This is a genomic window from Solibacillus merdavium, assembly GCF_014836935.1.
Classification (GTDB): Bacteria; Bacillota; Bacilli; order Bacillales_A; family Planococcaceae; genus Solibacillus; species Solibacillus ferritrahens.
In genome coordinates, this window is the sequence record NZ_JACSPW010000002.1 from 231320 (window position 1) to 245736 (window position 14417).

Genomic DNA, 14417 nt, shown 5'->3' on the forward strand with positions numbered 1-14417 from the left:
AAAAGCAGAATGGCCGCAATACGCTTCCATTCTGCTATTTTTAATTATTTTTCAATACCTTCTGTCCAGTTATTCACACGGTCTTCATTGCTTTCAATCCATTTTTGGGCTGCTTCTTTAGGTTTCGTCCCTGAATAAATATCCAGCATTACTTCTTCGATGTCTTCTGTAGTCCATTCAAATGCATCGAGGATTTTAAAGGCATCCGGAGATTCTTGTTCTAAGTTTGGACGAACAAATGTATGAATATTTTCTTCCCCGCCAAATACACCTTCAGGATCTTCCAAATATTTCAAATCATAGTTAGCAAATTTCCAGTGTGGGCTCCAACCTGTTACAATGATTTCTTCTTCATTTTTAATCGCTTGCTCTAAAGCAACCGTCATCGCACCTGATGAAGACGTTTGTAATGACCATGATGCTAAATTTGGATAAGCTTCAAGTGCTCTTTCAGCAGCCGCCACTACCCCAGCTCCAGCTTCGATTCCTGTAATCGTTGATGATGCTTCTGTCGATAAATCAGCAATTGACGTAACTTCCATATATTCTGGTACGACAAACCCAATTTTTGCCCCTTTTAAATTTGGTCCTAAATCGGCTATATCTGCACCATATTTTTCAAATTGTGCTGCATGTGTAGCTGGTAACCAGCCAGATACCATCGCATCTGCTTCTCCTTTTGAAACAGCTTCCCACATAATAGCATTATCCAATGGCGTAATGTCCACATCATAACCGACACTTTCCAGTACTTCTGCTACTACATAAGTAGAGGCAACTTCTGAATCCCATTCTACGTATGCTAAATCAATTGAACCTAGGTCTTTTGAAGATGTAGCATCCTTTGTGTCTGTTGAATCATTTCCACAAGCTGCTAATAAAAGTACTGCACTCATAGCAGTAGCTGCAGGCATCCATTTTAATTTTTTCATTTTATTTTCCCCCATTTGATTTATCTTTATTTAAACTTTGTGTTAATCGGTCTACGATTATCGCAAAGATAACTAAACTAATACCTGCAACAAATCCGTTCCCAATTTGTGCACGTTGTAATGCTGATAATACTTCACGGCCTAATCCCGGTGCACCAATCATCGATGCAATAACAACCATCGATAAAGATAATAGTACTGTTTGGTTAATGCCGGCCATTATAGTAGCCTTGGAAAGTGGTAATTCTACTTTTAATAACTTTTGTGTAAACGTACTACCATAAGAGTCCGCTGCCTCGATTAAGTGCTTTGGAACTTGGCGAATACCTAAATTTGTGAAGCGTACAGTTGGTGGTAATGCGAAGATTACTGAGGCAAATACACCTGGTACGACACCAATTCCGAAAAATGCAACCGCTGGAATTAAGTAAACGAACCCTGGCATTGTTTGCATAAAGTCTAAAATTGGTTTTAATATTTCTTCTACCACTTTAGATTTCGACATGAGTATGCCAAGTGGTATACCTATAATAATCGCGATTAAACTTGAAAACATTACAAGTGTAAATGTATTCATCAACTGATCCCAAAGCCCTTGGTTTAAAATAAATAGTAGACCAAGAATAGAGAAAATAGCTAAGCCGAACTTTTTACCCGTTGCGAAAAACGCTAAAACTGCAACGATTAACATAAATACATATGGTGGAATGGATGTTAATGTGGATGTCACAAAATCCATTAAATCTGCACCATTATTTTGAATAAAACGGAATTGGGAAGAAAACGTATCTGTCACAATATCCATTAGTTTTTCTACATTTTCAGCTACCGGAATTGGCGTCGCTAAATTTAATAGTTTACTCATTGTCTACACCCCCATTTTTTTCAGAGGCTAATGACTCTAGTACAACTCCACGAATAAGGACACCGCGCAGTTTCCCTTCTTCAACAACAGCAACTGGTGTCGGTGAATCGGAAATAACCGATAAAATTTCCTGAATAACTGTAGATGGTTCTACAATTGGCATATCGTTACGTAAAATCGACTTCAGTGATTTTTCGCCAGATTTCGCTAGGTTCAGTGCATCATTAGCAGTAATATAGCCTAAATATTTTCGAGCTTTATCTACTGCGAGTAATACACTCACTTTATCTTCTTTCATACGCTGTAATGCTACTTTTGGTCCCTCATGATCAATTTGAATTGTCATTGGTCGAATCATTGCATTTTCCGCAGTTAATACTTTCGAACGGTCTACATCCTCTAAGAATGATCGGACATATTCGTTTGCAGGATTTGTTAAAATTTCTTCCCCAGTTCCAACTTGAATAATTTTCCCATCTTTCATAATGGCAATTCGATCACCAATACGAAGTGCTTCATTCAGATCATGTGTAATAAAGACAATAGTTTTTTGTAAATTAGCTTGTAATTCTAATAGCTCATCTTGCATTTCTTTTCGAATGAGCGGATCAAGAGCAGAAAAAGCTTCATCCATTAAAATAATTTCTGTATCATTTGCTAAAGCACGTGCAAGTCCTACACGTTGTTGCATACCACCTGATAATTGATCTGGATATTGGTCTTTATAGGAGAGCAACCCTGCATTTTGTAAAGCCTTTTCTGCTTTTAATCGTCTTTCCTCTTTCGGAATGCCTCGGATTTCTAGGCCATACTCTGCGTTTTGCAAAATTGTACGTTGTGGGAATAATGCGAAGTTTTGAAACACCATGCTCATTTTTTCTCTTCGGACAATTTGTAAGCTCTTTTTATTCAAGTTTGTAATGTTCTGGTTATCTATATATATATCACCGCTTGTTGGTTGAATTAATCGGTTTAACAGTCGTATTAATGTTGACTTCCCACTTCCTGAAAGCCCCATAATCACGAAAATCTCACCTTCTTCAATCGTTAAACTTGCTTCATATACACCTACAGTGGCATTTGTTTCTTTTAAAATCTGTTCTTTAGATTTTTCCTGCTTAACTAATTTCAATGCTTGTGATGTGTTTTTCCCAAATACTTTTGTGACTCGTTCAATCTTAATTTTCCCCATAATCCACTTCCTATAATTATAAATTTCATACAAGTAACAACTCTTTTATTCTATCGGGTTGTTACAGGCAACAACTCCAATATTAATAGGCGTTGTTACTTTTGTCAAATAAGAAGTGTTAATTTTAAAATTCAAAAAAAGAAATAGTTTTCATGAAACAGAAAAAACTACTACCGAGCGAGATTCCGGTAGTAGTTTGTTTTTATGACAAATATGACAAGCTTCACTAAAGCTAAATGAAATGGTTACTTTAAAGTTGTAAAAAGTGTTTCACATTTGAGTAGCATTCATCTTTACCTATAAAAAATAATGTATCGCCAGCAGATATTGTGGCGTACGGACCAGGAGAAACAATTAATTCATGATCCTTTTTGATGCCTATAATTGTTGCTCCAGTTTGTTGCCAAAAGTTAATTTCCCCAATATTTTTTGATAAATAAGGGCATTGCTCCGTAATATCAATTTGAAAAGGGACAAAGGGATTTATTGATTGATATCTGCTTGTCCGATTAACCATTTCTACTAGCGTTTCCTGGAAGTTATTTAATTCATCAATCTGTCTTCCAATACTATCTGTTAATTGCTTTTGCAAATCTCGTATTGACTTTACTCCCTGTAATCGTTGAATGTATTTGGCTGCATTTTCGTACGAAACGATTACTACACCGCTTCCTTTTGTTGCCTCAACGATATTTAAATCCTGTAAAACGGCAATTGCTCTTCTCGCTGTTTCCGAAGAGACATTGTATTGAGAAGCTAGTGATGAACGTGCATAAATTTTTTCCCCGACAATATATTTTTTTTCAACAATTTTCGCTGCAATATCTTCTGCAATCACTTGATACTTTGGCTGTTTAATTTGGATTTTTTTCTCCATTATTTGCACTCCTTTGTGCTATGTTCAAAAGATAAGTATATTTCAATATCTTTACTCTATCGAAATTATATACGTTTTTTTCATAACCGCAAATTTACTTTTCAATGTTTCTTATTTAAATAGTATTAATTTTACATAAAATTTTAAACATAAACAAATAATACTTTTATCTCTGTCATTCCATTCTCTCTTAACGCCTTATTTTTCTGTTTTTTGACGAAAAATCTCACTTTAACGCTTCAACTTGATAAACTTCTTTATTATTACGATTAATGATGCTAAAATTTTGATATTGTTAAATTAGAAATAGGTGAAATAATGAAAAAATTATTTAGAAAAAAACCGATTAAGGACCTTTTGCATAAAAGCGATAATTTACAACTTCCAAAAACATTGGGTGCATTTGATTTAATATTACTCGGTGTAGGAGCAATTGTCGGAACAGGTATATTCATCTTGCCAGGAACTGTTTCAGCTCTTCATGCAGGACCCGGCATCATTTTTTCTTTCGTCATTGCAGCTATAGTGTGTGCATTGGCCGCGCTCTGTTATTCAGAGTTCTCTTCGACTGTCCCAGTGACAGGTAGCGCTTATTCTTATAGTTATATCGTTTTTGGTGAAATCATCGCTTGGCTAGTTGGTTGGTCATTGTTACTCGAATACGGACTTGCTACAGCAGCAGTGGCTACTGGATGGTCGGGTTACTTCACTTCACTATTAGAAGGGTTTAATATTCACATTCCTTTAGCTTTAACTGGAGCATTTAGCCCCGAAGAAGGCACTTACATTAATTTACCAGCTATTTGCATTATTTTTGTAATCGGAATTTTGCTAACTTTGGGAATGAAAGAATCTGCAAGATTCAATGCATTATTAGTTGCGATAAAAGTGGGCGTTATTTTATTATTTATTGGTGTCGGTGTATTTTACGTAAAGCCGGAAAACTGGACACCCTTTTTACCATTCGGTATGAGCGGTGTATTTACTGGTGCTGCACTCGTATTTTTCGCTTACTTAGGATTTGACGCAGTTTCTTCTGCAGCCGAAGAGGTTAAAAACCCACAGCGTAATATGCCAATTGGAATTATCGGTTCCTTATTTATTTGTACATTGCTTTATGTGGTCGTTTCATTAGTATTAACAGGTATTGTCCCTTACACAAATTTAAATGTGACAGATCCCGTTTCTTTTGCGATGCAAGTCATCAATCAAGAGTGGGCAGCTGGCATTATTTCTTTAGGCGCAGTAATTGGAATGATGACCGTTATTTTAGTGATGATGTACGGGGGAACTCGTCTATTAATGGCATTTGCCCGGGATGGTTTAATGCCAAAAATATTTGCACAATTAAGTCCAAAACGTAAAACTCCTGTGAAAAATACATGGATTTTTACAATTGTCATTTCTTTTTTTGCTGGATTTATTCCGTTGGAGACTTTAGCAGAACTAGTAAACATGGGAACATTAATTGCATTTATTTTCGTTTCAGCCGGTATTTTGAATTTAAGAAAAAACAAAAACTTGCCGCCTAATGGATTTAAAGTGCCTTTCTATCCTGTTTTGCCAATCGTATCGCTGATTTTATGTATTTTCCTAATTACACAGCTGTCCATGCAGACTTGGGCTGCTTGTGGCATATGGTTCATTATTGGACTTATTATTTATTTACTTTATGGAAAAAGAAAATCAACTTTAAATCGTTAATTTATCCTAGCCCTATGTTAAATGTTCATTCATTCAACATAGGCTTTTTTTTGTATTCTGACCTTATCAAATTGTTTATTTTTGAACCTTTTATAGGTGCCAATATATTGCTAATATGATAGATAATTTCAAATAGAAGGAGAATTATTTATGCAAACAACAACAAGGTCTGTATCTGCCTCATCCGACAAAACAAAGGATTTAATTATTACGAGCTTACTTATTTCTCTAGTTTTTACCGCAACATTCTTTATTAATATTCGATTGCCTATAGCAGCAAACGGTGGCCTCGTACATTTGGGATCGGCAATGCTTTTTATTGTAGCGATACTATTTGGCCCTAAAAAGGGAGCAATTGCAGGAGCATTTGGAATGGCCTTGTTTGATATTCTATCCGGGTGGACATTATGGGCGCCTTTCACTTTCATTACACGTGGAATTCAAGGCTATATCGTAGGTAAAATTGCTAGGGTAAACGGCAAAAATGGTGATAGTTTTATATACAATATTATTGCGGTTGTAGTATCGATTCCCTTTATGTTGGGCGGCTATTATATTTGCGAGCGTGTGTTGTATGGAAACTGGATTATTCCGTTAGCTTCTATTCCCGGCAATCTCGTACAAAATACAGTCGGACTTATTATTGCTATACCTGTTTGCATTGCATTGAAAAAGCTGTCGATTTTTAAATAATTAAAAAGGCTAGCGATCACTTGTTGTCGCTAACCTTTTCCCTCTTATTTCACTAATTTACTGATTGTTTTAAATACGTCGCCTTTTGCCACTTGCTGCATTTCAAATAAGGCCATTTCTACGCTTGTTAAGGTAGCTCCAAGTTGTACCATTTTCTGTATGCCTATTTCACTGTTCCGTGCAGTACGTGACGATACACAATCTGCCAGCACGTCCACTTCATAGCCATTCGCAAGTAAATGTGCAGCCGTTTGATAGACGCAAATATGTGTTTCAATGCCAGCTAGTAGAATTTTTTTGCGCCCCGTTTGCTCTAAAGCACGTACAAACTCCTCTGTATCGTATGCACTAAACGTAATTTTTTCGATTGGTTTTTCATCTTCTAAATGTTTTGCAATACGTTCATCTGTTGCTCCGAGCCCCTTAGGATACTGCTCAAGCCATAAAATTGGTAACTCAAGTAGCTTTGCCCCTTGTACCACATTGGCTATATTGTTTATGATAAATTCACTTTCATCGACAATTTGGGCCAATTTCCCCTGGATATCAATAAGTACTAGTACCGCTTCTTCTTTTTTAAGCATTAAAATTCCTCCCCTTTACATCATTCTACTATATTATACTGAATTTATCGGATAAAAGAATCCTATAGTCTGCATTGAAACGAAATAGAGTACCATGTATAGTGATAATAGAAATGGAGGATTTACATGCTACGTCTTAGTTGGCTCATAAGTTTGGGCATTAGTTTATTTGGTGTAATGATTATTCAGCACTTTTTTACGGTTAAGCCAGATGATGTTGCCGATGGCGGTAATCTTGGTGCACTTGGTTTAGCACTTGTCGCACCATTTATATTATTAAGCTTATTTATTACATATCGCTTTTTTGTTGTAAGCGCGCGCAATGCTAAAGATCATATAATGCGGATGATCTATTTTATATTTGGCGTTGCTCTGCTCGTTGTTTTGATTTTTTATGCAATTGACTTTAAAGATAGTGTATATGCTTCGCTTGGAGGCGACACGAGTACACCCGGCTCTGTCATTTTTGGGTTTCCAGGTTTAAATGAATATACAAACCATGTCTTTTTAAACTTTTACACTTTTGGCATCGTACATACAATCAGTGGTCTAATCGGCACAATTGTAGGAATGACAAAGTCTGATAAACAAATTCAACCGTAAATAAAACCCGAATGCTAAAAAATTGTGCATTCGGGTTTTAAATATATTTATGAAATTATCTTACTTCTGCGCCAGCTTGTGCTAATGCTTTTAATACTTTATTATGTGCTGCAACTACTTCTTCATCTGTTAGTGTACGCTCTGGGTCAAAGTATGTTAATGAGAATGCCACTGATTTTTTACCAGCCGTCATTTTTTCCCCTGCATATACATCAAATACTTTTACATCCTTTAATAAAGAAGTGCCTGCACCTTTAATAATGCTTACAATTTCGCCTGCTGGAGTCGCTATATCCAGTTCTAATGCGATATCACGGCTCATTGCCGGGAAGCGCGGAATCATTGAATAAACAAGCTCTTCTTGTGTCGCACTTAAAATGGCATGCAAGTTTAATTCGGCTACATACGTTTCTTTTACATCAAATGCCTTTTGCTCTTGTGGGTGAAGCTGAGCAATGACCCCAACTTTCTCGCCATCCAATAATACATCAGCTGTACGACCAGGATGTAAGCCGTCTACTTGCGCTTTTACATAGCCTACACGAGAAGATAAGCCTAATTTTGCAAATACCGCTTCTACAATACCTTTTGCAACGAAGAAATCAACGTTTTTCTTCTCACCTTGCCATGTATTATCAATCCATTTACCTGTTAATACAAGTGCCAAGTGCTCTTCTTCAAATGGAAGTTCTTCCGCAGTTTGACCAAGGAATACAGAACCAATTTCATATAATGCCACTGTTTCCGCCTGACGTGCTACGTTATAGCTTGCCGCCTCTACTAAGTGAGGCATTAAGCTCTGACGTAGTGTAGAGCGCTCTTCAGACATAGGCATTAATAACTTTGTCGTCTCTTCAGCTTTTAGAGCAAACTTTTGAGCATGGGAAGCAGAAGTTAAAGAATAAGTTACTGCTTGGTATAGACCTGCTCCTTCCATAACATTACGTACAATACGGCGTCCTGCTTGATATGGCGTTAAGCGGCCAACTTGATCACTCGCCGGTAAGCTTACAGGAATCTCATCGTAGCCATACATACGTGCTATTTCTTCCACGATATCTTCCGGAATTTTAATATCCTGACGTCGTGTCGGAGCATCAATGATTAATAAACCATTAACTGCTTCCACATCAAATTTTAAGCGCTCTAAAATGGACAGCATATCCTCTAAAGATATCTTCATACCTAAGCGGCCATTAATGAAGTCAGGTGATACAACTACACGGGCTGGTGTCTTATCTAACTCATCAACAAGCACTGTACCTTCCAGTACTTCTCCCCCTGCTAATTCAGCAAGTAACTGTGCTGCACGTTCAGCAGCAGGAAGGACACGGTTCGGATCTACACCTTTTTCAAAACGTGCAGAAGAATCCGAACGTAAGCCAATTTCTTTTGAAGTACGACGTACAGATGCTGGGTTGAAGTATGCAGATTCGATTACTACTGTCGTTGTAGTATTTGATACTTCTGATTTAGCACCGCCCATAACACCTGCTACTGCTTCAGCTTCTTGACCATTTGTAATAACAAGGTTATGTGGTTGTAATTTACGCTCCTGATCATCAAGAGTCGTCATCACTTCCCCTTCACGAGCCATACGTGTAACGATTTCACCAGTTGCTAACTTGTCATAGTCGAACGCATGTAATGGTTGACCGTACTCCATTAATACGTAGTTTGTAATATCGACTACGTTATTGTGTGGGCGTACACCTGCTGCCATTAGCGCATGCTGCAACCATAATGGAGATTCTTTTACTTCAATGTTTTTCACAACTTTCGCTGCGTACATTGGGTTTGCTTCTTTATCTTCTACTGTTAATTTTAATACATCTGCCGCTTTTTCAGCTGAAGCTGTATAATTAATTTTCGGTAATTTTACATCTTGAGATAAAATTGCTGCTACTTCATAAGCAACACCAAGCATACTTAATGCATCCGAACGATTGGGTGTTAAACCAAGCTCAAGTACTGTATCACGTAAGCCTAAAACTTCTAATGCATCCGCACCTGGAGTTGAATCTGCAGGTAAAACATAAATTCCTTCAGCATAAGCTTTTGGCACAAGCCGACCTTCAATGCCTAACTCTTGAAGTGAACAAATCATACCGTTCGATTCTTGACCACGTAATTTTGCCTTTTTAATTTTAATGCCTCCAGGTAATTTCGCACCTGGACGCGCTACGATTACTTTTTGACCTGCATCTACATTTGGAGCACCACAAACGATTTGTTGAAGTTCTTCTTCGCCAACGTCTACTTGGCACACATTTAATTTATCTGCTTCCGGGTGCTTTTCTTTTGATACAACATGACCAACTACAACATTTGACATCCCTAGTGAACGGTCAATTACTGCGTCTACCTCAATCCCCGCACGCGTAATTTTTTCTGCTAATTCATTTGCTTCTAAAGAAGAAATATCTACATATTGACTTAACCATTTTAATGAAACTAACATTTATATTGTCCTCCTTCTTACACTTCTGCCTGGTGGAATTGTGATAAGAAGCGCGTGTCATTTGTATAGAAATGACGAATATCATCCACACCGTATTTTAACATTGCGATACGCTCGGCACCGATTCCGAATGCGAAACCTGAAACAACCGTTGAATCATATCCAGCCATTTCAAGTACGTTCGGATGTACCATACCGGCACCTAAAATTTCGATCCAGCCTGTTTGTTTACATACGTTACAGCCTTTACCTGAGCATTTATGACAAGATACGTCCACTTCTACAGATGGCTCTGTGAATGGGAAGAATGATGGACGTAAACGAATTTCGCGTTCTGCACCGAACATTCTTTTCGCAAGGGCATCCAAAGTACCTTTAAGATCTGACATGCGAATATTTTCACCAATTACAAGACCTTCAATTTGCATGAATTGATGAGAATGTGTTGCATCGTCTGTATCACGACGGAATACTTTACCTGGACAAATTACACGAATCGGCTCGCCTTTTTTGGCTTCCATCGTACGTGCCTGTACTGGTGAAGTATGTGTACGTAATAATGTTTCTTCTGAAATGTAGAATGAATCCTGCATATCCCGAGCTGGATGACCTTTAGGCAAGTTCATCGCTTCAAAATTATAGTAGTCTTTTTCTACTTCCGGACCTTCTACAATTTCGTATCCCATTCCTAGGAATAAATCTTCAATTTCTTCAATTACGCGTGTTAAAAGATGGCGGTTTCCTGCACGTACTTTTGCACCTGGTAATGTTACATCGATTGATTCGTTTTCAAGCTGTGCTAAAATTGCCGCCTCTTCTAATGCAGCTACCTTTTTCTCAAGCTCAGCTGTTACATTTTCGCGTACGGTGTTCACAAGGGCACCCATTTTCGGGCGTTCTTCAGCTGAAAGTTTCCCCATTCCTTTTAAAAGATCCGTGATTGGTCCTTTTTTACCTAAGTACGCAACACGAACTTCGTTTAATGCTTTTAAATCGCCAGCATCAGTAATTTTGGCTAATGCTTCTTGTTCTAATTGCTTTAATTGTTGTTCCATTTTACAAAGTCCTCCTTATTAAGTTTTGCAAATAATGTTCTGCCTTTGAATACGTTGATTTCCGTTGCGGTTACGCTTTCCGCGGGCAAGAATTAGAGTCAAACTTGTTTGTCTCTAATTCTTTGCGCCGAGGATGGCGGCAATTTATTGCGGCCACCGCAGAAGCACTGTCACGCTATTCCCGCAGGAGTCGAACCTCCACTCCAATCAACTAGTTTGTGTTAATAAATAATCAAATTTACAACTTTATTTACATTTTTGAAAATAAAAAAACCTCGTCCCCTAAGAAAGGGACGAGGACGAGTTTCGCGGTACCACCCTAGTTATTGCGTTAAGCAATCACTTCATTGGAGCTAACGACTATGTCTAGCCGGCAATCCTTTCACCACAAGTGGATCCCGGATGCTGCTCGCGGGGTGAACTTCACTATACAATTTGTTAGCAAGCTTTCAGTCATTGGCTTGCATTCCCTAAAACAAATGTTGTATACCTACTCTTCCCGGTCAAAGCATTTCGTAATATATTCTCCACCTAGTTTAATGTATTACTGAATACTTTTCAACTAGCTGGAGAAATTTTAACGATTACATATCCCAGATTAGAATTAACAATGTACCTAAAATAGTAAGTACAATTAAACCAATACCGTAAATGATGTTTGAGTAGATAGCCCATTTGTCTTCTGTTTCACCAGCATGCATGAATACCATGAACTGTAAACCTGCCTGAATGAATGCTGTTACTAACAGGATGATCATTCCAGTTGTGAATGACATATCTGTGAAGTAAACAAGCATTGCAATCACTGTTAAAATCAGTGAAAATACGAAGCCCATAATTTGGCCTATTGGAAAGAACTTTGCCATAGATTACATCATTCCTTTCAAGTAAATGAAACTGAAGATGAAGATCCAAACTACATCTAGGAAGTGCCAGTAAAGTGAGAATACGAATGCTTTACCCGCTGTTACAGAAGTCAGACCACGTTTAGCGATTTGAATCATAAGGAAGATACCCCAGAATAAACCGAACGTTACGTGAAGACCATGAGTTCCTAAAGTTGTTAATAAAATTGAAGTGAAGGCACTTACAGTAATACCTGCACCTACATGTGCATAGTGTACGAATTCATAAATCTCTACACCTAAGAATGCCGCACCAAGTAGTAATGTAATCCCCATAAATGTCAACGTCGCTTTTTTACTACCTAGACGCATGGCATGTATGGCTAAACCAATTGTAAAACTTGATGTTAACAGGATGAATGTCTCTGCTAATACTGGAGTAATTTCGAAAATTTCCGCAGCAGTTGGACCGTTACCTGTACGATCCACTAGCGTGAAGTACGATGCGAATAATGTTCCGAATAACATAATCTCCGCACCTAGGAAAGTCCAAAAACCAAAGATTTTTAAGCTATTTTCTTCAGTAGAATACTCTAAAGGAACATTGTTATTTACTTTACCCATTATTTCGCACCTCCTTTTTTGTCATAGCTTTTTTCTGTTTCTTCCACTTCATGTTTGTGGATATGATAGCCATGGTCGTCCTCCATAGAACGGTAACCCATACAAGCTAAAATACCGATTAAGCTGATGATTGCTAAAGTAAACATACTGAATACTAGAGCGAAACCACCGATGAAGAAGAATACTGATAATATAAATGTTTGACCTGAGTTATTTGGCATGTGAATATCTTTAATTTCACCTTTGAATAACTTCGTGCCATTTTTCTTAGAATCCCAGAATGCTTCTGAAGTTGAATCAGTTACGTCTGGAGTAATTGCAAAGTTATAGTGTGGAATTGGCGTATGTGTCGCCCACTCAAGACCACGTGCATCCCATGGATCTGAACCGATGTCGCGTGGAGAGTTTTTGAAACTGTACCAAATATTCCATACAAGCATTAAGAATGAAACAGACATAATACCAGCACCAACGAATGATAACATGTTTAACATGCTGAAACCTGTTGATTCTGAATATGTGTACATACGACGAGCTTGACCATCTAAACCAGTAATGTACATTGGAATGAACGCTAGTACGAAACCTGTAGACATTACCCAAACTGTTGCTTTACCGATACGCTCATTTAACATGAAACCAAACATTTTTGGCCAGTAGAACGTTAAACCTGCTAACATCGCATAAACAACACCAGGAATGATCACGTTATGGAAGTGAGCTACTAAGAACATTGTGTTGTGGTATTGGTAGTCAGCTGCTGACATCGCAAGCATAACACCTGTTACCCCACCTAATGTAAATAAAGGAATGAAGTGCATCGCATATAACATCGGCGTTGTCATCTCAATTTTCCCTTTATACATTGTGAATAACCAGTTGAAAATCTTAACCCCAGTTGGGATGGCGATAGCCATTGTTGTAATTGAGAAAATCGAGTTCGTGAATGCACCTTGACCCATTGTAAAGAAATGGTGAGTCCATACAGCGAACGAGAATACTGAAATAACGATCATTGACCATACCATTGAGTTATAGCCATATAAATTACGACGTGAGAATGTCGAAATAACTTCAGAGAAAATACCGAATGCCGGTAAGATTAAAATATATACTTCAGGGTGACCCCAAACCCAGAATAGGTTGGCCCAAAGCATGTCCATACCACCGTCTCCGATAGCAAAGAACTTAGTATCGAATAGACGATCCATCGTACCCATAGCTAAAGCTACTGTTAATACTGGGAATGCAAATACGATAATTAAGTTTGCAATAAGTGCTGACCAAGTGAACATTGGCATTTTGAATAATGTCATACCTGGTGCACGCATTTTAAAGATTGTCGTTATGAAGTTAATACCTGTCAATAACGTACCAAGACCCGCGATTTGCAGCGAGAGCATGTAGTAGTTTGTACCAACGGATGTACTGAACTCATTACCCGCTAATGGGAAATAAGAAGTCCATCCAGAATCAGGTGATCCACCGATAATGAATGAGATATTAAATAATCCCATACCCATGAAGAATAACCAGAATGCTAAGTTGTTTAAACGTGGGAACGCAACGTCACGTGCCCCGATTTGTAATGGTACTAAATAGTTAAAGAAGAAAGTAATGAATGGCATTGCCATGAATAAAATCATTACTACCCCGTGAGTTGTAAATACTTCGTTATAGTGTTGTGCATCTAAGAAGCTGTTTTCTGGAACAGCTAACTGTAAACGCATCATTACGGCATCGACACCGCCGCGGAATAGCATTACTAAAGCGACGATTAAATACATGATACCGATTTTTTTATGGTCAACAGTTGTAATCCATTCACGCCATAAGTAACCCCATAATTTAAAGTAAGTAACAACAGCTACTAACGCGATACTTCCTAAAACTATTGAAGCCATTGCGATATAAATCAAGGTACTTGGGTGTGGAACTGCAAACTGTGCAAAAAATTCCGACATAGTAGTTACTCCTTTCAA

General features: G+C 37.8%; 13 protein-coding genes and 1 other annotated feature. Of the genes, 3 read left to right on the forward strand and 10 right to left on the reverse strand.

What is annotated here, in order from left to right; translation table 11 throughout:
- Positions 1-44: 44 nt before the first annotated feature.
- From H9632_RS04135 to H9632_RS04150, 4 genes are all read right to left on the reverse strand, one after another.
- Positions 45-932 (reverse strand): glycine betaine ABC transporter substrate-binding protein, encoded by an 888-nt coding sequence (locus tag H9632_RS04135; protein WP_191702843.1) that lies wholly within the window; start codon positions 930-932, stop codon positions 45-47.
- Position 933: 1 nt separating this feature from the next.
- Positions 934-1797 (reverse strand): ABC transporter permease, encoded by an 864-nt coding sequence (locus tag H9632_RS04140; RefSeq protein ID WP_191702844.1) that lies wholly within the window; start codon positions 1795-1797, stop codon positions 934-936.
- Positions 1790-2989, reverse strand: a complete 1200-nt coding sequence (locus H9632_RS04145) for a quaternary amine ABC transporter ATP-binding protein (RefSeq protein WP_191702845.1) — start codon at positions 2987-2989, stop codon at positions 1790-1792. The genes H9632_RS04140 and H9632_RS04145 overlap by 8 nt, the downstream gene beginning before the upstream one ends.
- A gap of 250 nt (positions 2990-3239) precedes the next feature.
- Entirely contained in the window at positions 3240-3866 is a 627-nt protein-coding gene (locus H9632_RS04150) for a TrkA C-terminal domain-containing protein (protein ID WP_191702846.1), read from the reverse strand.
- A 318-nt stretch (positions 3867-4184) separates the two neighbouring features.
- Here H9632_RS04150 and H9632_RS04155 point away from each other — a divergent pair, with 318 nt between their 5' ends.
- Positions 4185-5570: an amino acid permease gene (locus tag H9632_RS04155; RefSeq protein WP_191702847.1), complete on the forward strand. Its 1386-nt coding sequence runs from the start codon at positions 4185-4187 to the stop codon at positions 5568-5570.
- Positions 5571-5720: 150 nt separating this feature from the next.
- Positions 5721-6263, forward strand: coding sequence for an ECF transporter S component (locus tag H9632_RS04160; RefSeq protein ID WP_191702848.1), 543 nt, complete (start codon positions 5721-5723; stop codon positions 6261-6263).
- A 44-nt stretch (positions 6264-6307) separates the two neighbouring features.
- Here H9632_RS04160 and H9632_RS04165 read toward each other — a convergent pair whose 3' ends face one another.
- Positions 6308-6847, reverse strand: a complete 540-nt coding sequence (locus H9632_RS04165) for a hydrolase (RefSeq protein ID WP_191702849.1) — start codon at positions 6845-6847, stop codon at positions 6308-6310.
- A gap of 126 nt (positions 6848-6973) precedes the next feature.
- Between H9632_RS04165 and H9632_RS04170 the strand changes: the two genes are divergently transcribed.
- Complete coding sequence (locus H9632_RS04170; protein ID WP_191702850.1) at positions 6974-7450, forward strand: nucleoside-diphosphate sugar epimerase; 477 nt, start codon at positions 6974-6976, stop codon at positions 7448-7450.
- Positions 7451-7505: 55 nt separating this feature from the next.
- Here H9632_RS04170 and pheT read toward each other — a convergent pair whose 3' ends face one another.
- The 5 genes from pheT to qoxB all read right to left on the reverse strand — a co-directional run bounded on the left by pheT (position 7506) and on the right by qoxB (position 14399).
- Complete coding sequence (gene pheT, locus H9632_RS04175) at positions 7506-9911, reverse strand: phenylalanine--tRNA ligase subunit beta (protein WP_191702851.1); 2406 nt, start codon at positions 9909-9911, stop codon at positions 7506-7508.
- 17 nt (positions 9912-9928) lie between these two features.
- Positions 9929-10966: a phenylalanine--tRNA ligase subunit alpha gene (gene pheS / locus H9632_RS04180; protein ID WP_191702852.1), complete on the reverse strand. Its 1038-nt coding sequence runs from the start codon at positions 10964-10966 to the stop codon at positions 9929-9931.
- A 286-nt stretch (positions 10967-11252) separates the two neighbouring features.
- Positions 11253-11482: a binding site (T-box leader), on the reverse strand.
- 68 nt (positions 11483-11550) lie between these two features.
- Positions 11551-11832 (reverse strand): cytochrome aa3 quinol oxidase subunit IV, encoded by a 282-nt coding sequence (qoxD, locus tag H9632_RS04185; protein WP_191700527.1) that lies wholly within the window; start codon positions 11830-11832, stop codon positions 11551-11553.
- 3 nt (positions 11833-11835) lie between these two features.
- A complete protein-coding gene (locus H9632_RS04190) occupies positions 11836-12435 on the reverse strand; it encodes a cytochrome (ubi)quinol oxidase subunit III (protein WP_191702853.1) in 600 nt (199 codons plus the stop codon).
- A complete protein-coding gene (gene qoxB, locus H9632_RS04195) occupies positions 12435-14399 on the reverse strand; it encodes a cytochrome aa3 quinol oxidase subunit I (protein WP_191702854.1) in 1965 nt (654 codons plus the stop codon). Before qoxB ends, H9632_RS04190 begins: the two co-directional genes overlap by 1 nt.
- Between the last annotated feature and the right edge of the window lie 18 nt (positions 14400-14417).